At 64.7% G+C, this 26,147-nt stretch carries 23 protein-coding genes; 5 read left to right on the forward strand and 18 right to left on the reverse strand.

The annotated features are described in order from the left end of the window. Window positions 1-15 precede the first annotated feature (15 nt). The 10 genes from ACMI1Q_RS10330 to ACMI1Q_RS10375 form a co-directional block, all read right to left on the reverse strand. On the reverse strand, window positions 16-3,831 hold the full coding sequence (locus ACMI1Q_RS10330; RefSeq protein ID WP_419503700.1) for a DNA-directed RNA polymerase subunit beta: 3,816 nt from the start codon (window positions 3,829-3,831) through the stop codon (window positions 16-18). 293 nt (window positions 3,832-4,124) lie between these two features. Further along, on the reverse strand, window positions 4,125-5,156 hold the full coding sequence (locus ACMI1Q_RS10335; RefSeq protein WP_419503701.1) for a hypothetical protein: 1,032 nt from the start codon (window positions 5,154-5,156) through the stop codon (window positions 4,125-4,127). A 116-nt stretch (window positions 5,157-5,272) separates the two neighbouring features. Then, complete coding sequence (locus ACMI1Q_RS10340) at window positions 5,273-5,677, reverse strand: sigma-70 family RNA polymerase sigma factor (protein ID WP_419503702.1); 405 nt, start codon at window positions 5,675-5,677, stop codon at window positions 5,273-5,275. A 132-nt stretch (window positions 5,678-5,809) separates the two neighbouring features. After that, a complete protein-coding gene (gene rpoD, locus ACMI1Q_RS10345; RefSeq protein WP_177521460.1) occupies window positions 5,810-7,051 on the reverse strand; it encodes an RNA polymerase sigma factor RpoD in 1,242 nt (413 codons plus the stop codon). A gap of 84 nt (window positions 7,052-7,135) precedes the next feature. Further along, window positions 7,136-8,893 carry a DNA primase gene (gene dnaG / locus ACMI1Q_RS10350; RefSeq protein ID WP_177521459.1) on the reverse strand — a complete coding sequence of 586 codons (1,758 nt, stop codon included), beginning with the start codon at window positions 8,891-8,893 and terminating at the stop codon, window positions 7,136-7,138. A gap of 32 nt (window positions 8,894-8,925) precedes the next feature. Beyond that, on the reverse strand, window positions 8,926-9,933 hold the full coding sequence (locus ACMI1Q_RS10355; RefSeq protein WP_419503703.1) for a deoxyguanosinetriphosphate triphosphohydrolase: 1,008 nt from the start codon (window positions 9,931-9,933) through the stop codon (window positions 8,926-8,928). A 114-nt stretch (window positions 9,934-10,047) separates the two neighbouring features. Continuing rightward, complete coding sequence (locus tag ACMI1Q_RS10360) at window positions 10,048-10,668, reverse strand: IMPACT family protein (protein ID WP_419503704.1); 621 nt, start codon at window positions 10,666-10,668, stop codon at window positions 10,048-10,050. A gap of 71 nt (window positions 10,669-10,739) precedes the next feature. Further along, window positions 10,740-10,943, reverse strand: a complete 204-nt coding sequence (gene rpmE, locus ACMI1Q_RS10365) for a 50S ribosomal protein L31 (RefSeq protein WP_177521456.1) — start codon at window positions 10,941-10,943, stop codon at window positions 10,740-10,742. A 181-nt stretch (window positions 10,944-11,124) separates the two neighbouring features. Further along, a complete protein-coding gene (locus tag ACMI1Q_RS10370) occupies window positions 11,125-11,898 on the reverse strand; it encodes a hypothetical protein (RefSeq protein WP_419503705.1) in 774 nt (257 codons plus the stop codon). A 119-nt stretch (window positions 11,899-12,017) separates the two neighbouring features. Next, window positions 12,018-13,730 (reverse strand): phospho-sugar mutase, encoded by a 1,713-nt coding sequence (locus ACMI1Q_RS10375; protein ID WP_419503720.1) that lies wholly within the window; start codon window positions 13,728-13,730, stop codon window positions 12,018-12,020. A 190-nt stretch (window positions 13,731-13,920) separates the two neighbouring features. On the opposite strand from ACMI1Q_RS10375, the gene ACMI1Q_RS10380 reads away from it, so the two are divergent. From ACMI1Q_RS10380 to ACMI1Q_RS10390, 3 genes are read left to right on the forward strand one after another with little or no spacing between them, the layout of a single operon-like run. Then, entirely contained in the window at window positions 13,921-14,484 is a 564-nt protein-coding gene (locus ACMI1Q_RS10380) for a chromate transporter (protein ID WP_419503706.1), read from the forward strand. Next, window positions 14,481-15,065, forward strand: coding sequence for a chromate transporter (locus ACMI1Q_RS10385; protein ID WP_419503707.1), 585 nt, complete (start codon window positions 14,481-14,483; stop codon window positions 15,063-15,065). The genes ACMI1Q_RS10380 and ACMI1Q_RS10385 overlap by 4 nt, the downstream gene beginning before the upstream one ends. 31 nt (window positions 15,066-15,096) lie before the next feature. Then, window positions 15,097-16,626 (forward strand): YifB family Mg chelatase-like AAA ATPase, encoded by a 1,530-nt coding sequence (locus ACMI1Q_RS10390; protein ID WP_419503708.1) that lies wholly within the window; start codon window positions 15,097-15,099, stop codon window positions 16,624-16,626. 46 nt (window positions 16,627-16,672) lie between these two features. Here ACMI1Q_RS10390 and ACMI1Q_RS10395 read toward each other — a convergent pair whose 3' ends face one another. From ACMI1Q_RS10395 to ACMI1Q_RS10410, 4 genes are read right to left on the reverse strand one after another with little or no spacing between them, the layout of a single operon-like run. Further along, window positions 16,673-17,416 (reverse strand): DUF4340 domain-containing protein, encoded by a 744-nt coding sequence (locus tag ACMI1Q_RS10395; protein ID WP_419503709.1) that lies wholly within the window; start codon window positions 17,414-17,416, stop codon window positions 16,673-16,675. Further along, a complete protein-coding gene (locus ACMI1Q_RS10400) occupies window positions 17,416-18,852 on the reverse strand; it encodes a GldG family protein (protein ID WP_419503710.1) in 1,437 nt (478 codons plus the stop codon). Before ACMI1Q_RS10400 ends, ACMI1Q_RS10395 begins: the two co-directional genes overlap by 1 nt. Before the next feature lie 18 nt (window positions 18,853-18,870). Then, window positions 18,871-19,734 carry an ABC transporter permease gene (locus ACMI1Q_RS10405; protein ID WP_394979090.1) on the reverse strand — a complete coding sequence of 288 codons (864 nt, stop codon included), beginning with the start codon at window positions 19,732-19,734 and terminating at the stop codon, window positions 18,871-18,873. A 4-nt stretch (window positions 19,735-19,738) separates the two neighbouring features. Further along, complete coding sequence (locus tag ACMI1Q_RS10410; RefSeq protein ID WP_419503721.1) at window positions 19,739-20,734, reverse strand: ABC transporter ATP-binding protein; 996 nt, start codon at window positions 20,732-20,734, stop codon at window positions 19,739-19,741. A 59-nt stretch (window positions 20,735-20,793) separates the two neighbouring features. Here ACMI1Q_RS10410 and ACMI1Q_RS10415 point away from each other — a divergent pair, with 59 nt between their 5' ends. Together ACMI1Q_RS10415 and pnuC are read left to right on the forward strand one after the other, a co-directional pair. Continuing rightward, window positions 20,794-21,063 carry a hypothetical protein gene (locus tag ACMI1Q_RS10415; protein WP_419503711.1) on the forward strand — a complete coding sequence of 90 codons (270 nt, stop codon included), beginning with the start codon at window positions 20,794-20,796 and terminating at the stop codon, window positions 21,061-21,063. Then, window positions 21,011-21,658, forward strand: coding sequence for a nicotinamide riboside transporter PnuC (pnuC, locus tag ACMI1Q_RS10420; RefSeq protein ID WP_394979094.1), 648 nt, complete (start codon window positions 21,011-21,013; stop codon window positions 21,656-21,658). Before ACMI1Q_RS10415 ends, pnuC begins: the two co-directional genes overlap by 53 nt. 59 nt (window positions 21,659-21,717) lie before the next feature. Here pnuC and ACMI1Q_RS10425 read toward each other — a convergent pair whose 3' ends face one another. From ACMI1Q_RS10425 to ACMI1Q_RS10440, 4 genes are read right to left on the reverse strand one after another with little or no spacing between them, the layout of a single operon-like run. Then, window positions 21,718-22,674: a D-2-hydroxyacid dehydrogenase gene (locus ACMI1Q_RS10425; protein WP_419503712.1), complete on the reverse strand. Its 957-nt coding sequence runs from the start codon at window positions 22,672-22,674 to the stop codon at window positions 21,718-21,720. 46 nt (window positions 22,675-22,720) lie between these two features. After that, entirely contained in the window at window positions 22,721-23,380 is a 660-nt protein-coding gene (gene plsY / locus ACMI1Q_RS10430) for a glycerol-3-phosphate 1-O-acyltransferase PlsY (RefSeq protein ID WP_419503713.1), read from the reverse strand. Between the two features lie 34 nt (window positions 23,381-23,414). Then, window positions 23,415-24,746, reverse strand: a complete 1,332-nt coding sequence (gene der / locus ACMI1Q_RS10435) for a ribosome biogenesis GTPase Der (protein ID WP_419503714.1) — start codon at window positions 24,744-24,746, stop codon at window positions 23,415-23,417. A 39-nt stretch (window positions 24,747-24,785) separates the two neighbouring features. Then, window positions 24,786-26,102, reverse strand: coding sequence for a DUF512 domain-containing protein (locus tag ACMI1Q_RS10440; protein ID WP_419503715.1), 1,317 nt, complete (start codon window positions 26,100-26,102; stop codon window positions 24,786-24,788). Window positions 26,103-26,147: the final 45 nt, after the last annotated feature.

Here is a 26,147-nt window from a genome sequence, read left to right on the forward strand (position 1 = left end):
TCAGAAAAGCCGCGATCAGAACTCGTCGCCCAGACCCGCGTCGTCGAAGGAATCGTCGTCCGCAAAGATGTCTTCGGGCTCGGCGTCAAAGTCATCGGGCTCGGCGGCCTCGCTCTCCGCTTCCTCGATGCTGTAATCGTCGTTCAGTTCGCTTTCCATCAGCACGTCCTCGCCCATGGGCAGGTCGCGCACATCGAAACCGGCTTCTTCGTCGTCAAAGTTCTGCTTCAGGTCCACCGGGTCGCCGTTGGAGTCCTGCACGACCACATCCAGGCCCAGGCTCTGCAGCTCTTTGATGAGCACGCGGAAGCTCTCGGGGATGCCGGGCTTGGGCACGTCCTGACCCTTCACGATGGCCTCGTAGGTCTTGACACGGCCCACCACGTCGTCGGACTTGACGGTGAGGATCTCCTGCAGGGTGTAGGCGGCGCCGTAAGCTTCCAGCGCCCACACCTCCATCTCGCCGAAACGCTGGCCGCCGAACTGGGCCTTGCCGCCCAGAGGCTGCTGGGTGACCAGGCTGTAGGGGCCGGTGGAACGGGCGTGGATCTTATCGTCGACCAGATGATGGAGCTTGAGGTAGTACATGTAGCCCACGGTGACGCGGTTGTCGAACTTCTCGCCGGTGCGGCCGTCGTAGACGGTGCTCTTGCCGTCCTCGTCCAGCTCGATCTTGGAGAAGTCGATCACATGGCCGCCCGTGGGGCTCATGATCTTATCCAGCTTGGTGGGGTACTCTTTGACGTTGTCGCCGCTGTTGTTCTCCTTGGCAAGGCGGAAGCACTCGCGGATGTCCTCCTCGTGAGCGCCGTCAAAGACGGGGGTCATGACCTTCCAGCCCAGCGCCTTGGCGGCGTAGCCCAGATGGACCTCCAGCACCTGACCGATGTTCATACGGCTGGGAACGCCCAGGGGGTTCAGCACGATGTCCAGCGGGGTGCCGTCGGCCAGGAAGGGCATATCCTCCTGAGGCAGGATGCGGGACACAACGCCCTTGTTGCCGTGACGGCCGGCCATCTTGTCGCCCACGCTGATCTTGCGCTTCTGGGCGATGTAGCAGCGCACCACCTGGCGCACGCCGGGCTGCAGCTCGTCGCAGTTCTCGGGGGTGAACACCTTCACGTCCACGATGATGCCGTACTCGCCGTGAGGCACGCGCAGGGAGGTGTCGCGCACCTCGCGGGCCTTCTCACCGAAGATGGCGCGCAGCAGGCGCTCCTCGGCGGTGAGCTCGGTCTCGCCCTTGGGGGTGACCTTGCCCACCAGGATGTCGCCAGCGGTGACCTCGGCGCCGATGCGGATGATGCCGCGCTCGTCCAGGTCCTTCAGGGCGTCCTCGCCCACGTTGGGGATGTCGCGGGTGATCTCCTCGGGCCCGAGCTTGGTCTCACGGGCTTCCAGCTCGTACTCCTCGATGTGGATGGAGGTGTAGACGTCCTCGCGGACGATCTTCTCGTTGATGAGGACGGCGTCCTCGTAGTTGTAGCCCTCCCAGGTCATGAAGCCGATGAGGGCGTTCTTGCCCAGGGAGATCTCACCGTTCTTGGTGGAGGGGCCGTCGGCAATGACCTGACCGGCCTTGACCTCTTCGCCCTTGGAGACGATGGGCCGCTGGTTGATGCAGGTGCCCTGGTTGGAGCGCATGAACTTGATGAGCTCGTACTCGTCGGTGGTGGTCTTGGAGGTGCGGATCACGATCTTGTCGGCGTCCACATGCTCCACCACGCCGTCGTTCTTGGCCAGGATGCACACGCCGGAGTCGCAGGCGGCCTTGTACTCCATGCCGGTGGCGACGATGGGCTGCTGGGTGACCATCAGAGGCACGGCCTGCCGCTGCATGTTGGAACCCATCAGGGCGCGGTTGGCGTCGTCGTTCTCCAGGAAGGGGATCATGGCGGTAGCCACGGAAACCACCATCTTGGGGCTGACGTCCATGTAGTCCACCTTTTCGCGCTCGATCTCCATGATCTCCTCGCGGCGGCGGACGTTGACGCGGGCATTGGCGAAGCGGTGGTTCTCGTCCAGAGGCTCGTTGGCCTGGGCGACCACGTACTCGTCCTCCACGTCGGCGGTCATGTAGACCACTTCATCGGTGACAACGCCGGTGGCCTTGTCCACCTTGCGGTAGGGGGCCTCCACGAAGCCGTACTCGTTGATCTTGGCGAAGGTGGCCAGGTAGCTGATCAGACCGATGTTGGGACCTTCGGGGGTCTCGATGGGGCACATGCGGCCGTAGTGGCTGTAGTGCACGTCGCGGACCTCGAAACCGGCGCGGTCACGGGACAGACCGCCGGGGCCCAGGGCGGACAGACGGCGCTTGTGGGTGAGCTCGGCCAGGGGGTTGTTCTGGTCCATGAACTGGCTCAGGGGGCTGGAACCGAAGAACTCCTTGATGGCGGCCACCACAGGGCGGATGTTGATGAGGCTCTGGGGGGTGGCTTCGCCGGCGTCCTGGGCCTGGAGGGTCATGCGCTCGCGGATGACGCGCTCCATGCGGGAGAAGCCGATGCGGAACTGGTTCTGCAGCAGTTCGCCCACGCTGCGGATGCGGCGGTTGCCCAGATGGTCGATGTCGTCGGTGACGCCCACGCCATGGTCCAGGCCGCCCAGGTAGTTGATGGAGGAGAAGATGTCGTCCACGGTGACGGTGCGGCTGATGAGGCGGTCGTGGTTCTTCTCCAGAGCCTCCTTCTGGCCGGCCTCGTCCAGGCCCTCGTCCAGAATGGCGCGCAGCTCGGCAAAGCTGACCTTCTCGTTGATGCCGCACTCGGAAACGTCAAAGCTGAAGAAGCCCTGAGCGTCCACGGTGCCGTTGGTGATGACCTTGACTTCCTTCTCGTCGATGGTCAGGTAAGCCACGCTCACGCCGGCGGCCTCGGCGGCCTCGGCCATCTCGCGGGTGATCTTCTCGCCGGCGGAAATGAGCAGCTCGCCGGTGAGGGGAGCCACCACGTCGCGGGCGGCGGTGAAGCCGGCGATGCGGCGGGCCAGAGCCAGCTTCTTGTTCATCTTGTACCGGCCGAAACGGGACAGGTCGTAGCGGCGGGGGTCGAAGAACAGGTTGTTCAGATGGGTCTGGGCGCTGTCCACCGTGGGGGGCTCGCCGGGACGCAGCTTGCGGTAGGTCTCCAGCAGGCCTTCCTCGGTGTTGGTGGTGGTGTCCTTCTCCAGAGTGGCCAGGATGCGCTCGTCCTCGCCGAAGTACTCGCGGATCTGAGCGTCGGAAGACAGGCCCAGGGCGCGGATCAGCACGGTGACAGGCAGCTTGCGGTTCTTGTCGATGCGGACGTAGAACACGTCGTTGGAGTCGGTCTCATACTCCAGCCAGGCGCCCCGGTTGGGGTTCATGGTGGCGGTGTAGAGGTGCTTGCCGGTCTTGTCGTAGCTGGCACCGAAGTAGACGCCGGGGCTGCGGACCAGCTGGCTGACGATGACACGCTCGGCGCCGTTGTTGACGAAGGTGCCCGCGTCGGTCATCAGCGGGAAATCGCCCATGAAGATCTCCTGCTCTTTGACCTCGCCGGTCTCCTTGTTCAGCAGACGCGCGGTGACACGCAGGGGCGCGGCATAGGTGGCGTCGCGCTCCTTGCACTCCTTGATGGTGTATTTGGGCTCGCCCAGGCGGTAGTCGATGAACTCCAGCGCCAGATTGCCGGTGAAGTCCTCGATGGTGGCCACGTCGTGAAAGACCTCTTTCAGGCCCTGGTCCAGGAACCATTTGTACGAGTTCTTCTGCACCTCGATGAGGTTGGGCATGTCGATGACCTCATCGATGCGGGAAAAGCTCATACGCTGGGTCTTGCCGAGGGTTACGGGCTTGACCTTCATCATAAAAAGCGTCCACTCCTATCCTGTATCTTATACTTATGGACCGATGACGCCCCCGCCCCGCTTTTCGAGGCAAAGTATTTTGTGCAGTTTTCACAAACTTTCAAAAATATTTTGTGAGGAAAAGCAGTTTAAGGGCGTTCTAATCCATTATGCTATACTACAACAGTATATCCGCCGCAAACCGCGCTGTCAAGCCATTTTTGCCAATTTCTCAAAAAAATTTCCCGGGCGTTGAACGCCCGGGAACGTGTGCATTTATTTGGTCGTTTTGGCCCATAGGGGCGCAAATGGGGTCAGCCGGCGGCATTTTCCAGCGGGAACGAGACACCGTTCACCTCCACCGCGGCGTACTGCGCGGGGTCGATGGCCTGGAGGAGCATGCGCACAGCCTTTTCATCCTGGGAAAAACTCAGGCTGGGGATGCCTTCTCCCGTCTGCTCATGGTCCCAGTCGCTCACGATTTCCTGGCGGCTGCCGTCGGCGCCGACGAGGACGATGGATGCGTCAAAGGCGGGGTTCATCTCGTTCTCCGGCAGGCCGTCCAGCTCCAGATAGACCGACACCGGCGAGAGTTCCAGCCGGGCCAGGGGCCAGCCAAGGCCCACATCGGTGTTCTGGTCGCAGACCACAACGGAGCGGTCCTCGTAGTCCAGGCGGAAGGAGAACTCGAACCGGCCGGGCACCACCGCGTCCTCGTCGTGGAGGCGGCTGGTGTCGGTGGGATAGCTGAACAGGTTCCACACGGTGGCCTCCGCCATTTTGCCCCGCAGAGGCTTGGAGCTGGATGCCATCATCACAAAGCGGAGCTTGTTGTCGGCGGGGTCGTCGTCCGGCAGCATCTCCATGTGCTGGACCATTCCGTCGGAGGCGTCGGAATACAGGGTGCAGTTGTCGAAGCCGTAGTCCAGCGTGCCGTCCAGCACCTGGCCCTCGGGGGCTTCCACGGTGAAGGGCACATAGATGCAGTAGTCGTCGCCCAGAACGCCCTCCAGGGTGACGGTGCCTCCCGGCAGGGTCTGGCTGAGGCCCAGGCCCAGGCTCATGTCGCCCAGGCTGTCCCCTTCTCCCAGCCCCAGAAAAGCGGCAAAGTCGCCGCTCCAGGAATGGGCCGCGCCCGCGCCCACCGCGAGGCAGGCGGTCAGGGCTGCCGCCGCGGCCAGCACGGCCCAGCGCCGGCGGTGGACGCGCAGGGCGGGGCGCTCCTTCTTTTCGGCAGCCAGCAGGCGGCTCACCTGCCGTTCGCTCTCCCCCGCTTCCAGCGGCACGGGGGCGTATTCGTTCAGGTCCATGGAAACGTGGTTCAGCGCGTCGTAAATATCCTTCATGGCGTTTCTCTCCTCTCTTGCAGCTGCCGCGCCAGACGCTGGCGGGCCCGGGTGAGGCGGGTGTTCAGCGCACCCACCGTGATGCTGTGCCGGGCGGCAAGGCCTTCGGCGGTCTCTCAGTAGTAGTAGCGGGCCAGAAGCAGGTCCCGGTCGGCGGGGCTCAGGCCCCGGAACAGGTCCTCCAGTTCCAGCGTGAGGTATTCGTCCAGGGTGGCGCCGCCCAGCGCTTCCAGCTGGGCTCCGTCGCCGGCGGGCATGCTGCGGGCCGCTTTGCGCACCGCGTCGATGGCACGGTAGCGGGCCACCGCAGCGGCCCAGTTCTTGAAGCTGCCCCGCCGGTCAAAGCTTTGGATGTTCTGCCAGACCGCCAGCAGCGCGTCCGCCAGCAGGTCCTCTTCGTCCAGGCCGGGAGCGTGGCGGCGGATGACCGCCCGCAGCAGCCCGCCGTACTGTTCCACCAGCGCGCGGGCCGCCTCCTCGTCTTTGCGGGCGATGCCCTCCACCAGCTCCCGTTCATTCATGCAATCCGTTTCGGCCGCCTCCTCTCTGTTTTGAAAGCGCTTTCGCCCCTTACTACGGATGAGAGAGGCTGTTTCTTACAAGTGGACAGAAAAAAGCCGCGGGCAGTTTTCTGCCCGCGGCCTGATATGTTCTCAATCGAGGAAATCCTTCAGTTTCTTGGAGCGGCTGGGATGGCGCAGCTTGCGCAGGGCCTTGGCCTCGATCTGGCGGATGCGCTCACGGGTGACCTCGAACTCGTGGCCCACCTCTTCCAGAGTGCGGGGGCGGCCGTCCTCCAGGCCGAAGCGCAGGCGCAGAACCTTCTCCTCGCGGGGGGTCAGGGTGGAGAGCACGCTGGACAGCTGCTCTTTCAGCAGGGTGTGGCTGGCGGCCTCGGCGGGAACGGGGGCGTCCTCGTCGGGGATGAAGTCGCCGAGATGGCTGTCTTCCTCCTCACCGATGGGGGTCTCCAGGCTCACCGGCTCCTGAGCGACGCGCATGATCTCGCGCACCTTCTCCACCGGCATATCCAGGGCCTGACTGATCTCGTCGGCCGTGGGGTCGTGGCCGTTCTGGTGCAGCAGCTGGCTGGACACCTTCTTGACCTTGTTGATGGTCTCCACCATGTGCACCGGGATGCGGATGGTGCGGGCCTGATCGGCAATGGCGCGGGTGATGGCCTGCCGGATCCACCAGGTGGCGTAGGTGGAGAACTTGAAGCCCTTGGTGTGGTCGAACTTCTCCACCGCCTTGATGAGGCCTAAGTTGCCCTCCTGGATGAGGTCCAGGAACTGCATGCCGCGGCCCACATACCGCTTGGCGATGGACACCACCAGACGCAGGTTCGCCTCGGACAGGCGCTGCTTGGCCTTTTCGCCCTTGCGCAGCACGGCGTCCAGCTCGGACAGCTCCGCCAGCTGCTCCTCGTTGAGGTTCAGCTTTTCCTCGGTCACCTGGGTGCGGCGCTGAGACTCGGTGAGCTTGATGTTCTTCTCAATTTTCCAAATGGCGGGGAAGGCCTCTTTTTTCCGCTCCTCCGCCTGGGAACCGGCCAGGATGTCCAGCGCCAGCTGGATCTCCTCGTCGCTGCTGAGCAGGGGCACACGGCCGATCTCCTTTAAGTACACCTTCACAGGGTCGTCGATGGCGACGCCCTCGGCGGAGAGAGAGCTCTCGAACTCGTCCACGCTGTCCTCGGTGAGGGTGAAGGCCTCGTTGTCCGGCTCGTCCACGATCTCAACGCCGTGGCTCTCCATGGTCTCATAGAGCTTGTCGATCTGCTCCATGTCGAAGCCGCTTTCCTCGATGGCGTCGTTGATCTCCTTGGTGGTCAGCTTTCCGTTGCGCTTGCCGGTCTCGATCAGCTCGCGGATCAGGTTTTTCTTTTCTGCCATAATGGAACGTCCTCCTGGTTTTTGGGTCCTTTTTCAAGTGGTATCGCAAGGGCCTTGCCGGCCCGTGGGATCATTTTTTGCGGCTCAGCTCTTTTTCCGGCGCAGCCGCTCCATATATTCTTCCAGCTCCTCGCCGGTCATTCCGCCCGCCTTGGAACTCTGCGGCACGCTTTGTTCCAGCCGGTCCAGATACATCTCCACGTCTCTCCTGCCCAGGCCCACGTCGTAGTTTCGGGCCAGCAGCAGCGACAGGCGGCTCACCGTCTCTTCGGGCAGCGCGGAGGCAAGGGTGGCAAGGTCGGGCAGGTGGCCCTGGCGCTTTGCCTCCAGCACGGCGGCATAGGCGGCGGCCATGTCCTCCATCAGGAACTGCTCCGGCTTCACCCGGCTCTCAGCCATGGGGATGAGGGAGGGGTCGCGGATGAGGGCGGCCACCAGCTGCTGCTCGGCGCTGGCCACGCCCAGGGCTTTTTCGCCCCCCGGCACATTGTAGGGCAGCTTGATGTCCGCCCCGGCGCCGGTGTTCAAAAGCTCCTTCTCCCGCTGGCGCTGGGCGCGGCGCTGGTTCGCCCGCACCGCCGCCTCCAGCTGGGCCATCACATTGGCTTTGGCCACGTCGGTCTCCTCCGCCAGCCGCCCGGCATAGACCTCCCGCTCGGTGGGGGTCAGCCGCCCGGCCAGCAGGCGGATGGCGTCCTTGATGTACTCCACCCGGTCCGCCGGGCGGGCCAGGTCGTACTTTTCCCGCACCTTGGCCAGTTTGTACTCGATGGCGTTGGAGGTGCCGTTGAGCAGCGCTTCAAACCGCTCACGGCCGTATTTTTTGATGAACTCGTCCGGGTCCTTCGCGCCGGGGATGTTCAGCACCGACACCTTCACCGGGCTCTCGGCAAAGAGGCCCAGGCTGCGGGCGGTGGCCTTCTGGCCCGCCTCATCGGAGTCGTAGCAGAGCACCACCTCATCGGCGTACTCCCCCAGCAGCCGCACCTGGTCCGGCGTGAGAGCCGTGCCGCAGGCGGCCACGGCGGTGTCGAAACCCGCCTGATGCAGGCTGATGACGTCCATGTAGCCCTCGCAGAGGATGTAGCGCCGGGAGGCGCTCTTCTTTGCGATGTTCAAAGCGAACATCGCCTTGCTCTTTTTATAGACCAGCGTTTCGGGGCTGTTGATGTACTTGGGCTTTTCATCTCCCAGCACACGCCCGCCGAAGGCGATGACGTTGCCCCGCAAGTCGAAGATGGGAGTCATCACCCGGCCGCGGAACACATCGTAGACGTTGCCCTTTTCGCTGCGCTTTTGAAGGCCGGAGGCCAGCATCTCTTCCTCGGTGTAGCCCCGGGTGCGCAGGTGGCGGCGCAGCGCGCCGAAGTCGTTGGGGGAAAAGCCAAGGCCGAAGCGGCGGATGGTGGAATCGGACAGGCCGCGCCCCCGCCAATAGGCCCGGGCGGCGCGCGCGTCGTCGTTTTCGGCGTTCAGCTGCTCATAGAAGAAGCGGGCGGCCTCCTTGTTGATGGCCAGCACCCGGCTGCGCAGCCGGCCTGCCTTGTCGTCCTCCTCTGGCATGGGCATGCCCGCCCGGCCCGCCAGCATCTTGACCGCTTCCACATAATCAAGATTGTTGATCTTGCGCACGAAGGTGATCACGTCGCCCCCGGCCCCGCAGCCGAAGCAGTAGAAGCTCTGGGTCTCGGGATAGACCACGAAGGAGGGGGTCTTTTCGCTGTGGAAGGGGCACAGCCCGGTGTGGGTGCGGCCCCGGTGGCGCAGCTGCACATAGCTGCTCACCACCTCGGTGATGTCGCTGCGGCGCACCACCTCGTCGATGTATTCCCGCGGGATCATGTCCCCTCACCCCCTTTTGCGCGGTGCTTTGGTCAAAGAACGTGCCACTTTTTGGGCACGAACAGGTCCTCAAACATGCGGATGGCGAACTCGTCGCTCATGCCGCTGATATAATCGGTGACCGCCCGGTCCGCCCCTTCCTGATAGGCGATCTGCAAAAAGCCGTCGGGCAGAAGGCCCGGGTCCTCCAACATGCGCTCGTAGAGCTCGGCGATGACCTTTTCCACCTTCTGTTCCTCCCGCTTGGCTTCCTTGTCCACATAGACGGTGGAATACATGAAGTCGTGGAGCGCTTCGTAGGCCTCCCCCACCAGCGGGCTGAAGGAAAGGCCCTTGGCCCCGCTGTTGGCCACCAAGTCCTGGATGAGAGTGGAGATGCGGCGGCTCTTGGTGTCCCCCAGCACCTGCACGATCTCGGTGGGCAGCGCCTGGGGCGAGAGCACCCCGGCAGTGATGGCGTCCTCGATGTCGTGGTTCATGTAGGCGATGCGGTCGGCATAGCGCACCGCCTGGCCCTCCAGCGTGGCGGCCCACTTGCCCCTGGTGTGGCAGATGATGCCGTTGCGCACCTCCCAGGTGAGGTTGAGGCCCTGGAAGTTCTTTTCCAGCTTGTCCACCACCCGCACGCTCTGCTGGTAGTGCTTGAAGCCCCCCGGGCACAGCTTGTCGAGCGCCCGTTCGCCCGCGTGGCCGAAGGGGGTGTGCCCCAGGTCATGGCCCAGGGCGATGGCCTCAGTGAGGTCCTCGTTGAGGCGCAGGGCCCGGGCGATGGTGCGGGCGATCTGGTTGACCTCCAGCGTGTGGGTCAGGCGGGTGCGGTAGTGGTCGCCTTCGGGCGACAGGAACACCTGGGTCTTTTGTTTGAGACGCCGGAAGGATTTGCAGTGGATGATGCGGTCCCGGTCCCGCTGATAGCAGGTGCGCAGGGGGCATTCCTCTTCCGGCACAAGGCGGCCGCGGCTTTGGCGGCTTTTGGCCGCCCAGGGCGCAAGGATCTGGTCTTCCACCTGTTCGGTGTATTCCCGGGCAGTGCTGGGCATGGGTGAGCCCTCCTTCCTTCCGGCGGCAAAACTCGTGGTATATTTAATATACGATGGAATGGGGCAAAACCCTTTAAAAAAATCAAAAAATTTTTTAAGAGAGGGCGCTTTGTGTCACGGCGGGGCGTAAAAAGGGTCCGAGACCTGCGGGACCGCTGCGCCCCGGCTGAGCTCGGCAAAGGCGGGCAGCAGCGGCAGCTCCGCTCCCGCGGGCAGCAGCGCCGAGAGGGCCACCCGGTCGGTGAACACAGGTTCGTCCAGCCTGGCGCCCGCGCCCTGCAAAAGCTGCACCGCCCGCTCGTAGAGGGCATAGTCCACCTCGACCGAAAGGCGCACGCAGGCCCGCACGGTGACCACCTGGGCGGCGGCCAGGGCGGCCGAGGCGCTCTCGGTGTAGGCGCGCACCAGCCCGCCGGTGCCCAGCAGGATGCCGCCGAAGTAGCGGGTGACCACCACGATGCAGTCGGTGAGGCCCGCGTGGCGGATGGCGTCCAGCACCGGCAGGCCGGCGGTCTTGGCGGGCTCGCCGTCGTCGGAATAGCGGGTGCGGGAGCCCTCCCGCAGCACATAGGCATAGACGTTGTGGCGGGCGGTGCGGTGTGCGGCGCGCACCTCATCCAGCACGGCCAGCGCCTTTTCCTCGCTGTCGGCAAAGGCGGCCAGGGCGATAAAGCGGCTGTGCTTTTCCTCCACCTCGGCGGTGGAGCGCCCGGCGATGGTGCGGTAGTCCTCCATAGGCCTTGTTCCTCCGTGAGAATACGACAAAAAAGGCGGTTTGTGACCAAACCGCCTTTTCGATAGATCAATTACTTCTTCAGGCCGAAACGCTTGTTGAAGCGGTCCACACGTCCGCCGGTGTCAACCAGCTTCTGCTTGCCGGTGTAGAAGGGATGGCACTTGGAGCAGACTTCCACGTGGATCTCCGGCTTGGTGGAGCGGGTATGGATGACCTCACCGCAGGCGCAGGTGATGGTGCAGTCCATGTACTTGGGATGGATGCCCTGTTTCATTACGGTTCACCTCTTTCTGGTTCATGACTCAAGGGGCCATGCTCTTTACATGCGCCCATCACAACCTTCAATGGGAGGCCACCAGCATACGCCATCCTGTGCGTATGGAGCAGCCATCGGAACGATTGCCAAAAAATTATATCACACGGCGGCGGGCGTGTCAAGCAGTTTTATCTGTACATCAGGCGATGGCAAAGGTGCCCCGCTCATAGGTCCAGCCGCCGCTTTTATCCTGCTTTGCGGTGCAGCCTTCGTAAAAAATCGCCGCAAGGCCGCCCCTCCATTTCTGCGCGTCGAAGCGGAGGGTCTTGCCCGTTCCTGCGTCCTCCGCGGCCTTCAGCTCGAAATAGCAACCCTTTTCCCAGGAAAGTTCTTCCTCGTTCACATAGCCCTCGTCGCACAGTTCTTTCCAATCATAGGTCAAGGGCGGGGGCAGCTGATGCTGTTCGGCAAAGCTCCAGGCCGCCGCGGCCCGCTCGGCGGCGTTCGGCACCAGCGCCTCGTCGATATAGACCGACAGCTGCTCGACGTTCTCGTTGAGGGCCGTGTCCTCGCTCCACAGGTCCTCCAGCGCCTGGAGGGCAAGGCCCGCCCGGTCGTCGGCCCCCTCGCTCACCGCCGCCAGAAGGGTGGGCTGAGAAAAGCCAGCCGGGTAGGTCTCCAGCACGCCGCCGGTATAATACACGGTGACCAGCATGCCGTCCCGAAGGTCCGCGGCGCTCGCCTCCTTCCCGTCCAGCGTGACGGGCACATCCGCGGTGCTCACGCGGTAAAGGCTCCCATTTTCCTGCTGTTCGGCCAGCAGCAGGCTGCCGCTTTCCGCCCCGTCGGCGATGCGGCAGGTCCTTGCCTCTTCCACCGGTACGGTGGCCGATGCCTCCGGGCCGTAGACGGATCCCGGAGCGGAACAGCCCGCCAGACACAGGGCAAACAGAACGGCAAAAAAGCGTTTCATGGTCAAAGCCTCCTTTTCCCTGTTTCTATAAGGAAAACGCTTCGGCGCCGCAGGTTATTGCACCGGACAGAAAAACCGCCCCGGCTCATGCCGGGGCGGTTCGTTTTTGCTTTGCGCGCTCAGGCCAGCAGAGGCTTGAGGGCGGCGGCCAGGGCCTCCTTCTGGGCTTCGGCCTCGGCCAGATCCTTGCCCAGGGTGGTGAAGTAGGTCTTGATCTTGGGCTCGGTGCCGCTGGGACGCACCACCACGGTGGCGCCGCCTTCCAGGGCGTAGATCAGCACGTTGGCGGCGGGCAGGTCGATGGGCGTGACCTTGCCGGTGGCCAGCTCGGTCATGGTGCGGGCTTTGTAGTCCGCCACGGTGACCACCTTGTGGCCGGCAAACTCCGTCGGGGGCTCATCCCGCAGCTTCTGCATGATGCCGGCCATCTTGTCCATGCCGGACAGGCCGGGGAATTCGAAGGAGTCCACCTTGTTCAGGTAGCGGCCGTACTGGGCATAGATGCGCTCCAGTTCCTCCTTGATGGAAGAACCGATGCTGCGGTAGTAGGCGGCCATCTCGCAGATGAGCATGCTGCCGATGACGGCGTCCTTGTCCCGCACATAGCTGCCGGCAAGGTAGCCGTAGCTTTCTTCAAAGCCGAAGATGAACCGCTCCACTTCGCCAGCGGCCTCCAGCCGGGCGATCTGGTCGCCGATCCATTTGAAGCCGGTGAGCACGTTGCGGCACTCCACGCCATAGTGGGCAGCCACCACGTCCGCCAGCGGGGTGGACACGATGCTCTTGACCATGACGGGCTTTTCGGGCATGGTGCCCTTCTCGATGCGGCCCGCGCAGATGTAATCCAGCAGCAGCACGCCCACCTCGTTGCCGGTGAGCAGCTGGTAGCTGCCGTCCTTGCAGCGCACGGCGATGCCCACGCGGTCGGCGTCGGGGTCGGTGGCCAGCATCAGGTCCGCGCCGGATTTCTCGGCCAGCTCCAGGCCAAGGCGCAGCGCCTCGAAGATCTCGGGGTTGGGATAGGGGCAGGTGGGGAAGTTGCCGTCCGGGTCCTTCTGCTCGGGCACGATGGTGATGTCGGTGATGCCGATGTCGGCCAGCACGCGGGTGACCGGCACAAGGCCGCTGCCGTTCAGCGGGCTGTAGACCAGCTTGAGGCCCGCCTCGGCGCACAGGCCGGGCCGCACCTGACGGCTCTCGATGGCGGCATACAGCGCCTCATAGCAGTCCTCGCCCACATACTCGATGAGCCCGGCGGCCATCGCCTCCTCAAAGGGCATGGTCTTGGCGCCGCTGAGCACGTCGGTCTTCTGAATTTCAGCGTAGACGATGTCGGCGGCCTCGTCGGTCATCTGGCAGCCGTCCGGCCCGTACGCCTTATAGCCGTTGTACTTGGCGGGGTTGTGGCTGGCGGTGACCATGATGCCGGCGTTGCAGTTATAATAGCGGGTGGCAAAGCTGAGCGCGGGCACAGGCATCAGCGCCTTGTAGATGCGCACCTTCACGCCGTTGGCCGCCAGCACCTCGGCGGCGGCTTTGGCGAACACGTCGCTCTTGATGCGGCTGTCGTAGCTGATGGCCACGGTCTGGGTGCCGCCCTGGGTCTTGACCCAGTTGGCCAGGCCCTGGGTGGCCTGCCGCACCACATACACGTTCATGCGGTTGGTGCCCGCGCCGATGACGCCCCGCAGGCCGGCGGTGCCGAACTTCAGGGTCACGGCGAACCGGTCCTTGACGGCCTCGTCGTCGCCGGCGACGCTTTCCAACTCCGGCTTGAGGTCGGGGTCGTCCAGCGGGTAGGCGAGCCAGCGCTCAAATTCATCTTTATACATAATTTCCACCTGCTTTTTCATGGTATCGACACTTTTTGTGGAAAGTATCCAGTTGTATTTATTGTAGCGGTGGCGACGGGGATTGTCAACAAAAAACAGGCGTATCCCGCCGGGCGGGCTCGTTGGCATTTCTCAGGGCAATGTGCTATACTGATACGGGAATTTTTATTGTAGAGGAGGCATTTCTCTCTTGAGGGAATATTTCGAGCTTTTCTGGACCTTCGCCAAGATCGGCGGGGTCACCTTTGGGGGCGGCTATGCGATGCTGCCCATCCTGCAACGGGAATGTGTGGACAAGCGCGACTGGGCCACGGAGGAGGAACTGACCGACTATTTTGCCATCGGCCAGTGCACCCCGGGGATCATCGCGGTGAACGTCTCCACCTTCATCGGCAACAAGCGCAAGGGCATCCTGGGCGGCATCATCGCCACCGTGGGCTTCACCTTCTTCCCCATCGTCCTGCTTTCGCTGGTGGCGGCGGGCCTGGGCTATCTGCTCACCTACCCCATCGTGCAGAGCGCCTTCGGCGGCGTGCGGGTGTGCGTGTGTGTGCTGATCTTGAACGCGGTGTTGCGGCTTTGGAAAAAGTCGGTGCTGGATAAGCGCACCCTGGCCATTTTCCTGGTCATCTTCCTGCTCTCGGTGTTCGGCGGCCTTTTGCCGGTGAGCATCTCCCCCGCCGTTTACGTTGTGGCGGCGGCGCTGGCCGGTCTGGCGCTGGCCCCGGGCGCGAAAAAGGAGGATAAACGATGACTGTCTATTTTCTGACGCTGCTGCGTCTTTTTTACGAATTTGCCAAGGTGGGCCTGTTTGCCATCGGCGGCGGCCTCGCCACCCTGCCCTTTCTCTATGACATGGCCGACACCATCGGCTGGTTCACCGCCGCCGATGTTTCCAACATGATCGCCGTGAGCGAGAGCACCCCCGGCGCCCTGGGCATCAACATGGCCACCTACGCCGGCTACATCACCGCCGGGGTGCCCGGCGGCATCGTGGCCACGCTTGGCCTCATCAGCCCCTCCATCCTCGTCATCCTCATCATCGCCCGCATGCTGGGCAAGTTCAAGGACAGCCCCCTTGTGCAGAAGGGGCTTTACGGCCTGCGCCCCGCTTCGGTTGCGCTGGTGGCCGCCGCGGGCGTGAGCGTGGCCGAGGTGACGCTGGTGAACCTGCCCTCCATCGAGGCGGGCGCTTGGAGCAGCGCCGTTATCTGGCCGGCGGTGATTTTGGGCGTGGTCATCTTCATCGCCCAGCGCAAGTTCCCCAAGATCCATCCGGTGGCGTTTATCGTGTTTGCAGGCGTGGTGGGAGCCGTGTTCCGCTTCCCCGCCTGAGCGTTTCAAAAACTTTTAAGGAGGCGGCGGGATGTTTGCACGGGTGAACAGCTTCGGTGTGCAGGGCCTTTCGGGCTTCGCGGTGACCGCCGAAGCAGACATCAGCGGCGGGCTGCCCCAGTTCAGCATCGTGGGCCTGCCGGACAGCGCGGTGAAGGAAGCCGCCGACCGGGTGCGCAGCGCGGCGAAGAATCTGGGCTTTGCATGGCCCGCCAGCCGCATCACCGTGAACCTTGCCCCGGCGCGGCTGCGCAAAACGGGGCCGGTGTATGACCTGCCGGTGCTGCTGGCTCTTTTGTGCGCCAGCGGCCAGCTGCCCAGCCTGAACGAGCGGTTCGCCTTTGTGGGCGAGCTCTCGCTGAACGGCGCGCTGCGCCCGGTGACCGGCATGCTGCCCATGGCGCTGGCCGCCGCCGAGACCGGCGTGACCCACCTGTTCGTGCCTGCCGAGAACGCCGCCGAAGCGGCGGCGGTGGAAGGCCTCACCGTGCTGGGCGCGTCGGACGCCGCCCAGGTGGTGGCGCATCTGCGGGGCGAAGCGCAGCTTACCCCCGCGCCCCGGCAGCCCTTTGTCCCCGCGGATGGGCCCGATGTGCCCGACTTCGCGGACGTGCGGGGCCAGCTTGCGGCCCGCCGGGGGCTGGAAATTGCCGCCGCGGGCGGCCACAATCTTCTGATGATCGGCCCGCCGGGCACCGGCAAGAGCATGCTGGCAAAGCGCATGCCCGGCATCCTGCCGCCGCTGACCCAGGAGGAGGCGGTGGAGTGCACCACCATCTGCTCGGTGGCGGGCCTTCTGCCCTCGGGCAGCGGCCTTGTGGGCCAGCGGCCCTTCCGCAGCCCCCACCACAGCGTCAGCGCCGCGGCGCTGGCGGGCGGCGGAGCGAGCGCCCGCCCGGGCGAGGTGAGCCTTGCCCACAACGGCGTTCTTTTCCTGGACGAGCTGCCGGAATTCCACCGGGACGCGCTGGAAGTGCTGCGCCAGCCGGTGGAGGACGGCAAGGTGACGGTGAGCCGCGCCGCGGCCACCGTCACCTACCCCAGCCGGTTCATCCTGCTGGCGGCCATGAACCCCTGCCGGTGCGGCTATTTCGGGCATCCCACCCGGGCCTGCACCTGCACCCCCAGCGCCATCGAGACCTACCGCCGCCGGGTGAGCGGGCCGCTTTTGGACCGCATCGACCTGCACGTGGAGGTGGGGCCGGTGCAGTACAGCGAGCTGGCGGGCAGCGAAAAGGCCGAGTGCAGCGCCGACATCCGCAAGCGGGTCATCGCCGCCCGGGCCGTGCAGACCGCCCGCTATGCCCGCGACGGCATTCGCTGCAACGGCGAACTTTCGGGGCAGCTGCTGCGCAGATACTGCCAGCCGGACGCCGCCGCGGCGGCGCTGCTTCAAACGGCCTTTGACCGGCTGGGGCTCTCCGCCCGGGCCTACGACCGCATCCTGAAGGTGAGCCGCACCATCGCGGACCTGGCGGGCTGCGAGCAGATCGGCGCGGCCCACCTGGCCGAGGCGCTGCAATACCGCAGCCTGGACCGCAAATACTGGTACGACAAGTGAACAGACCAAAGGGCCGGTGCAAAGCGCACCGGCCCTTTTTTGTGTTTTATTCCGCGGCGGAGGAACTGCTCTCCTCCCCTGCCGTTTCCGAAGCCGCGCTCTCCGATGCAGAAGAGGATATATCGGCTTCCGGCGCGGCGTCGGAGGCCGGCGAGGAGGTCGTCTCCGCGTCCTCTTCCGGGGCGGTGGCCTCCGGCTCGGAGGCGGGCTCCTCGGTGGGTTCAGGGGTGGGCGCGGGAGCCGCCAGTTCGATTTTTGTGCTTTCAAGGGCGCTGAGGGCCGACACCGACACCAGATACACTGTGTCCTCCTGGCCCTGCACCTGCAGGTACATGCTGCCGGTGACGGAGTTCTCCGCGCCGAGGGTCCAGGCATAGGTCTCGCCGCCGGCGGTGACCCAGGCGGTGAGGATGGGCTCGTCGAAGCCGTAGTCCTCGCCGGTGTTCTCAAACTGCCGCTGGGCGGTCAGGTTGCCCAGCGCCACCAGCATGGTGGAGATGGCAGACTGGTCCAGCTCATAGTCCGGGTCACCGGTGAGATACCAGGTGGTCTCGGTCTCACTGGAACTCTCATCCTCCGCCGGGGTCTCTTTGGAGGCGAATTCCAGCGTCTCGCCGCCGAAGGTGTAGCCAAAGGCCTCGATGTCCGCCGGGGCGAAGGGCGCAAGGTCTATCTCGTCGGAGGCAGAGTCCGCCTCCTCTGTGTCAAGGCTGCGCACCGCCACAAGGCCCGCCGCCAGCAGGGCCACAACGGCCAGCAGCGCGATCAGAAGCAGTTGTTTCGTTTTCATCACTGACGCCTCCGTTTGATGGTGATGGCAGCGCCCGTCACAAGGCAGAACACCGGCAGGCCCACGGTGGCCACGCCGCCCCACAGATCGGCCTGGAAGGCGGTGGTCACCAGCATGTCGCTCTCAAAGCTCTTGGCGGCGATGAGGATGGTGCTGTCCTCCCCGGCAAGCCAGGTGGTGCAGCCCAGCAGGAACTGGCTGTTGCCGCCGCCCACCATGGTGTCGGCGTTTTCGTCCAGCAGGTAGGTGCTGCCCGCCCAGATGACCCGGCTCTCGGCGTCGTCTTCCAGCGTGCGGGTGGCGGCCACCGCCAGGTCGAAGGGGCCGGTCTCGTCGCCCTCCTCCTGCTCGGTGGTCTCCATGTCATAGCCCGCGGCCTTGTTGTAGGCGGAGGCGGACGTGGTGAGCAGCGCCTGGGTGGTCACGCCCTCCACCACCTCGGTCTTGAGCGCCTCGGCCATGGGCAGCATCACATAGAGGTTCTGCACCGCGGCGGTGGCCTCGTGGGAGTTCACCTCCGGCAGCAGATAGTAGTTGTAGCCCCGGTAATGGTAGTTGGAGTCCCCTTCCACCACCATGCCCGGCAGCCGGCTCAGGCCGTAGTCGGCCATGAGGCCGTTCAGATTGGGGGTGTCGTAGTCGCAGTCGGTGAGCAGCAGCAGGCTGCCGCCCTGGTCCAGCCAGTCACGAAGCAGCGTCACGTCGGCCTCGGTGTAGTCGGTGGTGGGCCCGGCGATGATGAGCGCCGCCGCGTCCTCCGGGATGGTCTCGGTGCTGGCCAGCGACAGCTCCTCCAGCTGCAGGTTCTGCTCGTCGATGGCGTTTTGCAGGGTGGCGGGCAGGCTCTGCTCGCCGTGGCCGGTGAGCTGGTAGACCACCGGCACCTCCTCCCGGGTGACCGCGTAGATGGCGCTGGTGATCTGCTGCTCGCCGTCGAACAGGGTGTTGACCGCGCCGGTGGTGTAGTAGTCGGAATAATCGTACTCATACATGTCGGCGGCGTTCACCAGCTTGGTGCGCCCGCCGCACTCCACCAGGATGCTGCCCTCGGTGGCGCCGTCCGCCCCGTGCTGGGAGGCAAAGGTGGGCTGGAGCGCCGGGTCGATCTGCTGCCAGTGCACATAGGAGCTGGCGTCGGTGTAGCGGTCCAGCAGGGCGGTGATGTTGGTGTTTTCCGACCCGGTCTGGGCCAGATAATAGAGGTTGACTGTTTCGCCCACATCGGCCAGCACCTGCTCGGTGGTCTCACCGATGGTGTAGATGCCGGTCTGGCTCAGGTCCAGCTTGGTGCAGCGGGTGGGCAGGCTGTTCACCAGCAGATTCAGCAGGATCACCACCGCCAGCACCGCCGCGGTGAGCACACTGGCCATGGCCCCGTTGCGGAACACCGTGCCGGTGGGGCGGCGGGGCGCTTTGGGAAGGGAGAATTTTTTCATCACGCGCATCCCCCTTTCTCAGTTCCAGCGGCGCTTTTCCAGCGCCTGGCCGGTAAGGAACAAAAGCAGCCCGGCCACCCCGGCGTAGTAGACCAGGGCGGTGACGTCGAACAGGCCGTTGACGAAATTCAAAAAGGGCTCGAAGAGGGCCAGCGCACCCAGCACCGCGCTGAAGGCGGTGGTGAGCGCGGCGCTGCGCACGCTGAACAGCACCGCCAGCGCGATGCAGCCCACGGCGAACACGCCGCCGCCCAGCACCAGGCTGCGGCTGCGCAGGCCGATGATCAGGCTCGCCGCGCCCAGGATGATGGCGAACACCACCAGCGCAAGGCTGCTGCCGGCGGTGAAGAGGGTCTGGATGGCGGGCATCAGATAGCACACCAGCAGCACCCCGAAGCCGGACAGCGCCGCCACGATCTGGTTCTCGGTGAGGGTGGACAGATACATGCACACGGCGATGAGCGCCGCGCCCAAAAAGAAGTAGGCCAGCAGGCCGCTGTAACTGGCGGCGAAGTTTGCCGCGCCCAGCGCCTTCATCAGCAGCGGATAAAGGGCATACACCCCCAGGGGCACCGCAAACATGGCCAGCAGCGAAAGGTACTTGCCCATCACGATGCCGGGGATGCTCACGGGGCTGGTGAGCAGCAGCTGGTCGGTGCGGCTGCGCTTTTCCTCCGCGAAGCTGCGCATGCACAAGAGGGGCACGAAGATCAGCAGCACGATGATGAAGCTGTACAGGGTATAGCTCAAATCGGTGTAGCCGCCCTGCAGATTGACGGCGGTGAAATAGAGCCCGCCGAACAGCAGCATCACACCGGTGAGCACCCAGCCCAGCATGCTGTTGAAATAGCCCTTGAATTCCCGAAGAAAGATGGCTGTCATGGTTTTATTCCTCCTCCCCTGCCGCGTCTTCCGGTCCCGTTTCCGGCGCGCCGCCGGGCACGGCCTCCGGGTCGCCCGCGCCGGTGAGCTGCAGGAACACGTCCTCCAGGCTGAGGGTCTCGGCGCCGAGCGCCAGCAGCGGGCAGCCGCCCTGCACCAGCGCCACGCTCACTTCGGCGCGCACATCCCGGTCGCCGCCGCTGGTCACCTCGGCGTCCACCCGGCCGTTTTCCGCCCGGGTGCGCACCTCGTCCACGCCGGGCACACTGCGCAGGATGGCGGCCACGGTGCTCTCTTCGCCCAGGGCGGTGAGGTGCACCAGCCTGCCGCCTTCCAGCCGGCAGGCCAGCTCTTCCGGGGTGCCCTGGGCCACCAGATGGCCCTTGTCGATGATGAGCACCTGGTCGCACAGGGCGCTCACCTCGCTGAGGATGTGGCTGGAAAGGATGACCGTGTGGTCTTTTCCCAGCTCGGTGATGAGGGCGCGTATCTCGATGACCTGGGCGGGGTCCAGGCCCACGGTGGGTTCGTCCAGAATGACCACTTTGGGGTCGCCCAGCAGCGCCGCCGCAAGACCCACCCGCTGGCGGTAGCCCTTGGAGAGGTTGCGGATGAGCCGCCCGCTCACCGGGCTCACGCCGGTGCGCTCCATGGCGCTTTCCACCTGGGCGGCGCGCTGGTCGCGGGGCACCTTTTTGAGCCGCGCGGCAAACTCCAGATATTCTTTGGCCGTCATGTCCAGATACAGCGGCGGCTGCTCCGGCAGATAGCCCACGCAGGCCTTTGCCGCCTCGGCTTCTTCCAGGATGTCGTGTCCGTCGATGGACACGGCGCCCTCGCTGGCGGAGATGTAGCCGGTGAGGATGTTCATGGTGGTGGATTTTCCCGCGCCGTTGGGCCCCAGCAGGCCGTAAACGGTGCCCTGCTCCACGGTGAAGGAAAGGTCCTCCACCGCCAGATGGGCCCCGTATCGCTTTGTGAGATGGTGCACTTCGATCAAGTATGCCACGCTCCTTTTTCTGGTGCGGCGGACCGCCGCTTTACCAAGAGAAATTATAGATGCGGGCTGTGAAATCTTTGCAAAAAGCCTTTGACGCTTGGGTGAAAAGACCCGACGCTCTTCGACCGGGCCCGCCGCCCTTGCTTTTTGCGGTGGAGTGTGGTATCATCCCTGATGTTCAGGTCCTGCGCGGCTGCGCGCCGGGCCAAAGTGCTGTTTTAAGGGGGTTTGCGGATGCCCGCGGCTTTGAACAGATATTTCTCACGGGCGGAAAAGATGCTGTGGACGGCCTCGGTGGCGCTCATCGTCAGTTCCTTTCTCGCTTTTGACGGCGAGAACTTTCTGGCGCTGACCGCCTCGCTCATCGGCGTGACTTCCCTTTTGTTCAACGCCAAGGGAAACCCCGTGGGGCAGGTCATCGGCATCGTTTTCTGCCTCATCTACGGCTTCATTTCCTGGCAGTACGCCTATTACGGCGAGATGATCACCTATCTGGGCATGACGCTGCCCATGTCGGTGGTGACGCTGGTCATCTGGCTGCGCAATCCCTTCAAAGGCAACCGGATGTGCGTGCAGGTAGGCCGTCTGCGGCGGAGCGACCTGTTCTGGCTGGTGTTTTTGACCATCGTCATCACCGCCATGTTCGGCTATGTGCTGGCGGTGCTGCACACCGCCAACCTGGTGCCCAGCATCGTCTCCATTTCCACCAGCACCATCGCCGTGTATCTTTCCTGGCGGCGCAGCCCCTGGTTCGCCGCGGGCTACGCCGCAAACGACCTGGTGCTCATCGTGCTGTGGTCGCTGGCCACCGTTCAGGACCCCGGCGCGGTTTCGGTGCTGATGTGTTTCGTGGCCTTTTTTGCCAACGACCTTTACGGGTTCCGCAACTGGCGGCGGATGCTGTGCCAGCAGCAGACCGCCTGAAAAACAAAAAGCCGCCGGGGCTGTTTCCCTTTTTGGGAAGCAGCCCCGGCGTTTTCTTTTCAGTCAGCATAGCCGGTGGACCTGTCCACCTGATTCACCAGCGGCTGCCCCGCGAGGAAGCGGCGCAGGTTTTCCACGCAGATGCCCGCCGCCTTTTCAAAGTTTTCCGGCTGGCTCAGCAGGCCGGAAACGTGGGGCGTGAGGATGGTGTTCGGCGCGTGCCAGAGGGGGTGCTCCGGAGGCAGGGGCTCCGGGTCGGTGACGTCCAGCGCCGCGCCGCCGATGCGCCCGTCGTACAAAGCGCGGCAGAGGGCTTCGGTGTCCACCGCGCTGCCCCGGCCGGCGTTCAGCACCACCGCATCCTTTTTGAGCAGGGCGATGCGCCCGGCGCTCAGCATGTGGCGGGTGGAGGCATTTGCGGGCAGGCACAGGACCACCGCGTCCGCCAGGGGCAGCCATTCCTCCAGCATTTCCGCCCCGCCCAGGGCCTCCAGCCAATCGGGCTTTTCGCCGGGGCGGCGGCGCACCGCCAGCACCCGGGCCCCCAGCAGATGGGCGCGCCGGGCGAAATTGCGGCCCAGGTCACCAAAGCCCAGCACCAGAACGGTGCTGCCCGCCAGGGTGCGCACCGGGCCCAGCCGCTGCCAGCGGCAGTTTTTCTGGTTCTCGGCGTATTCCGGCAGCCGCCGCCACAGCGCCAGCAGAGCGGCCAGAAGCCACTCGGCGATGCAGGCGCCGAAGGCCCCGGTGGCGTTGGTGAGCACCGCCCCCTCGGGCAGAAGGTCCGGCGCGCAGTAGCCGTCGGTGCCGGCGCTGTCCAGCTGGAGCCAGCGCAGTTCTTTGCAATGGCGCAGCTGGGCGGGGTCGGCCAGATTGCCCAGAATGGCCTGCGCGCTCTCCAGCAGGGCGGGCGTCACGGCATCCTTTTCAACAAAGTGCAGCCGATGCCCCGGCGCGGCGGCGGCAAAGCGCGCTTTGCCCGCCTCGTCCAGCGGCAGGGTGACCAGTATCTCCATGGTTTTCTCCCCTTTGCAAAAAAGCCCGGCACATGCCGGGCTTTTCTCATTTCTTTTTCTCGCCGAAGCGGTATTCGGTGCCGTTCAGAAGGCGCTGGATGTTGGCCCGGTGCATCCAGATCACCAGCACGCCCATGACCAGGGCGCAGAGGGTGGTGAACAGGATATTGCGCCCGGTGTACCAGCTGTATAGCCCGGTGAAGATGGGATAGAGCACCGCCACCGTGACCGAGGCAAGGCTGACGATGCGGCTGGCAAAGGCGATGGAGAAGAACACCACGGCCAGTGCCAGAAGCACCACCGGCTCGCTGGCCAGGATGGCTCCGGCGGCCACGGCCACACCCTTGCCGCCTTTGAAGCCGAACCACACCGGCCACAGATGGCCGCACACCGCGCCGATGGCCGCCAGATACCCGGCGTAGATGCCGTTGACCTCCACGCCGCCGGTGAGCAGGGCCCCGGCCCAGCGGCACAGCACCACCGCCGCCACCCCTTTCAGCATATCGCCCGCCAGGGTGAGGGCCGCGGCCTTTTTGCCGTAGGTGCGCAGGATGTTGGTGGTGCCGGCGTTGCCGCTGCCCTTGGTGCGGATGTCCTCGTGATAGAGCAGGCGGCTGACCACCACGCCGAAGTTGACGCTGCCGAAGAGATAGCCCACCAGCAGCGGGATGGCGCCAAGGATGAGGATGATTTGAGTCCAGGTCATGGCGTTTAGCCTCCTTTGCGTCGATGGCCGATGATCACTTGGTGCTGCCGTCGCCCCGCTCGCGGACGATCAGGCGCACGGGGGTGCCCTCCAGGCCGAAGGTCTCCCGGATCTGGTTCTCGATGTAGCGCTGATAGGAGAAGTGGAACAGGTCCTTGCGGTTCACAAAGCAGACGAACGTGGGCGGGCGGGTGGAGATCTGGGTCATGTAGTAGATCTTCAGCCGGCGGCCCTTGTCGCTGGGGGGCTGCACGCGGGCGGTGGCCCGGGCCAGCAGCTCGTTCAGCATGCCGGTGGTCACCCGCAGGGCGTTCTGCTCGTCCACATACTTGATGAGCTGGAACAGCCGGTCAACCCGCTGGCCGGTCTTGGCGCTGATGAAGATGATGGGCGCGTAGCTCATGAAGCTGAAGTCGTTCATCAGCTTTTTGCGCATGGCATCCATGGTCTTGTCGTCCTTTTCGATGGCGTCCCACTTGTTCACCGCGATGATGCAGGCCTTGCCCTGCTCGTGGGCGTAGCCGGCCACCTTGCTGTCCTGCTCGGTGAAGCCCTCGGTGGCGTCGATCATGATGACGCACACCCGGCTGCGCTCCACCGCCGCCAGGCTGCGCAGCACGCTGTAACGCTCCACGCCCTCTTCCACCTTGCCCCGCTTGCGCAGGCCGGCGGTGTCGGTGAAGACGAAGCTGCCGTACTGGTTGTCCACATGGCTGTCGATGGCGTCGCGGGTGGTGCCGGCCTGGTTGGCCACGATCATCCGCTCTTCGCCCAGGATGAAGTTCACAAGGCTGGATTTGCCCACGTTGGGCCGGCCGATCACCGCCACGGTGATGCGCTCGTCCTCTTCGGCGCCTTCGTCAGCGTCGGGCAGGTGGGCGCACACCGCGTCCAGCAGGTCGCCGGTGCCGTGGCCGTGCACACTGGACACCGGGAACACCTCGCCCAGCCCCAGGCTGTAAAAGTCATAGAGCTCCATGGGCGGCTCGCCCACCTTGTCGCACTTGTTCACCGCAAGCACCACCGGCTTGCCGCTGCGCATGAGCAGGGCGGCCACGTCCCGGTCCTGGGCGGTGACGCCGGCGTTGATGTCGGTGACCATGACGATGCAGTCCGCCGCGTCGATGGCCACCTGGGCCTGCTGGCGGATGTGGGCCAGGATGCCGTCGGCCTCGTTGGGGTCGATGCCGCCGGTGTCCACCAGAAGGAACTCGTGGTTCTGCCACTCGCACTCGCCGAAGATGCGGTCCCGGGTGACGCCGGGGGTGTCCTCCACGATGGCCAGACGCTGGCCGATCAGTTTATTGAACAGGGTCGATTTGCCCACATTGGGGCGGCCGACCACTGCCACGATGGGTTTTCCCATGTTTGTTCGCCTCCGTTCGTCGGTTGGGGATGGGGCGCGTCAGGGCAGTCGGAAGCCCAGCAGCGCGCGGACCAGCGCCCCGCCGCCGCAGGGCAGCAGGTGCACCTTGACCCCCAGGGCTTTTTCCAGCCGGGGGATGGTCCAGTCGTCCAGAAAGCGGTCCTTTTCGTCCCGCAGCATCACTTCGGGGATGCCCAGATGGCGGCTTTTCAGTTTGCCCTTGCACTGGGCCACGATGTCGGTTGCGGTGACAAGGCCCGTGACGCTCACGTTGCCGCCGAAGAAATCGTTGCGCACCGGGTGCACCGCCAGCCGCACCTGGGGGTAGCGGCGGCTCAGCGCCTCGACCGACTGGCTGATGAGGGGCGCCGCCAGCGTGCCGGTGACCAGGTCCATTTTGCGGGGCAGCACCGGCCAGCGGGGCCGGTGGGAATGCAGTTCCTCAAAGAATTCCTCCTGGAACAGCCGCCACATGCCCACGCCGTTTTCCAGCTGGGGATAGTCCTCGTAAAAAGCGTGGGGCGGGATGGGCCGCCCGGCGCAGAGGTACCACTCGTCGCCGGGATACACCAGCCGGCAGCCGTACTGCTCCTTGCAGCGGTTGCCCCAGCGCTCCAGGATGTCCAGCACTTCCCGGCTGGACTGGGCGTCATAAGCGGTCAGCGGATAGAGGCCCTTGCGGTAGCGGGTCAGGCCGCTGGGCACCGCCGCGATGCTGGCCGCCGCCGGGTACAGGGCACACAGGTCCTCCAGCGTTTTTTCCAGCGCCGCGCCGTCGTTCACGCCCCGGCAGAGCACCAGCTGAAAGTTCATCTGGATGCCCGCCTCGGCAAAGCGGTCGAGATACGCCAGCACCTTGCCCGCATTCTTGTTGGCCATCATCCGCACCCGCAGGTCCGGGTCGGTGGTGTGCACCGAGATGTTGATGGGCGAGATGTGCATCTTGATGATGCGCTCGGCCTCCCGCTCGGAGAGGTTCGTCAGGGTGATGTAGTTGCCGAACAGAAAGGACAGGCGCTCGTCGTCGTCCTTGAAGTAGAGCGTTTCCCGCAGGCCCTTGGGCATCTGGTCGATGAAGCAGAACATGCAGTGGTTGGCGCAGGAGTGCTTTTTGTCGATCAGATAGGTCTCAAATTCGCAGCCGAAGGGCTCGTAATCGCCCTTTTCCGCCTGCAGGTACTCCAGCTTCCCGCCCCGCTGCACCGCAAGGTGGAGCAAAGGGCCGGAGGTATAGAACTGGTAGTCCAGCATGTCGTTGATCTCGTTGCCGTCGGCGCTGAGCAGGGTGTCGCCCGCACGCAGGCCCAGCTTTTCGGCCGCCGAGCCCTTGTTCACGCTTTTGATGCGAACCGCCATTTCGTTCTTGCCGCCTTTCTGCCGGTTGTCAAAAGAAAAAGGGGA

The sequence above is a fragment of the Candidatus Allofournierella excrementavium genome, from assembly GCF_048526665.1.
In the GTDB taxonomy this organism is placed as follows: Bacteria; Bacillota; Clostridia; order Oscillospirales; family Ruminococcaceae; genus Allofournierella_A; species Allofournierella_A excrementavium.

Excerpts from the sequence above, each read along its gene's own strand:
- ACMI1Q_RS10385 (WP_419503707.1), top strand. The coding sequence starts at position 14,481 with ATGACTGTCTATTTTCTGACGCTGCTGCGTCTTTTTTACGAATTTGCC.
- ACMI1Q_RS10340 (WP_419503702.1), bottom strand. The coding sequence starts at position 5,677 with ATGAATGAACGGGAGCTGGTGGAGGGCATCGCCCGCAAAGACGAGGAG.
- rpmE (WP_177521456.1), bottom strand. The coding sequence starts at position 10,943 with ATGAAACAGGGCATCCATCCCAAGTACATGGACTGCACCATCACCTGC.
- ACMI1Q_RS10390 (WP_419503708.1), top strand. The coding sequence starts at position 15,097 with ATGTTTGCACGGGTGAACAGCTTCGGTGTGCAGGGCCTTTCGGGCTTC.
- plsY (WP_419503713.1), bottom strand. The coding sequence starts at position 23,380 with ATGACCTGGACTCAAATCATCCTCATCCTTGGCGCCATCCCGCTGCTG.
- ACMI1Q_RS10405 (WP_394979090.1), bottom strand. The coding sequence starts at position 19,734 with ATGACAGCCATCTTTCTTCGGGAATTCAAGGGCTATTTCAACAGCATG.
- rpoD (WP_177521460.1), bottom strand. The coding sequence starts at position 7,051 with ATGGCAGAAAAGAAAAACCTGATCCGCGAGCTGATCGAGACCGGCAAG.
- ACMI1Q_RS10330 (WP_419503700.1), bottom strand. The coding sequence starts at position 3,831 with ATGATGAAGGTCAAGCCCGTAACCCTCGGCAAGACCCAGCGTATGAGC.
- ACMI1Q_RS10375 (WP_419503720.1), bottom strand. The coding sequence starts at position 13,730 with ATGTATAAAGATGAATTTGAGCGCTGGCTCGCCTACCCGCTGGACGAC.
- ACMI1Q_RS10395 (WP_419503709.1), bottom strand. The coding sequence starts at position 17,416 with ATGAAAACGAAACAACTGCTTCTGATCGCGCTGCTGGCCGTTGTGGCC.
- ACMI1Q_RS10355 (WP_419503703.1), bottom strand. The coding sequence starts at position 9,933 with ATGCCCAGCACTGCCCGGGAATACACCGAACAGGTGGAAGACCAGATC.
- ACMI1Q_RS10425 (WP_419503712.1), bottom strand. The coding sequence starts at position 22,674 with ATGGAGATACTGGTCACCCTGCCGCTGGACGAGGCGGGCAAAGCGCGC.
- ACMI1Q_RS10335 (WP_419503701.1), bottom strand. The coding sequence starts at position 5,156 with ATGAAGGATATTTACGACGCGCTGAACCACGTTTCCATGGACCTGAAC.
- ACMI1Q_RS10370 (WP_419503705.1), bottom strand. The coding sequence starts at position 11,898 with ATGAAACGCTTTTTTGCCGTTCTGTTTGCCCTGTGTCTGGCGGGCTGT.
- pnuC (WP_394979094.1), top strand. The coding sequence starts at position 21,011 with ATGCTGTGGACGGCCTCGGTGGCGCTCATCGTCAGTTCCTTTCTCGCT.
- ACMI1Q_RS10360 (WP_419503704.1), bottom strand. The coding sequence starts at position 10,668 with ATGGAGGACTACCGCACCATCGCCGGGCGCTCCACCGCCGAGGTGGAG.
- dnaG (WP_177521459.1), bottom strand. The coding sequence starts at position 8,893 with ATGATCCCGCGGGAATACATCGACGAGGTGGTGCGCCGCAGCGACATC.
- ACMI1Q_RS10440 (WP_419503715.1), bottom strand. The coding sequence starts at position 26,102 with ATGGCGGTTCGCATCAAAAGCGTGAACAAGGGCTCGGCGGCCGAAAAG.
- ACMI1Q_RS10415 (WP_419503711.1), top strand. The coding sequence starts at position 20,794 with ATGCGGGCTGTGAAATCTTTGCAAAAAGCCTTTGACGCTTGGGTGAAA.
- ACMI1Q_RS10400 (WP_419503710.1), bottom strand. The coding sequence starts at position 18,852 with ATGAAAAAATTCTCCCTTCCCAAAGCGCCCCGCCGCCCCACCGGCACG.
- der (WP_419503714.1), bottom strand. The coding sequence starts at position 24,746 with ATGGGAAAACCCATCGTGGCAGTGGTCGGCCGCCCCAATGTGGGCAAA.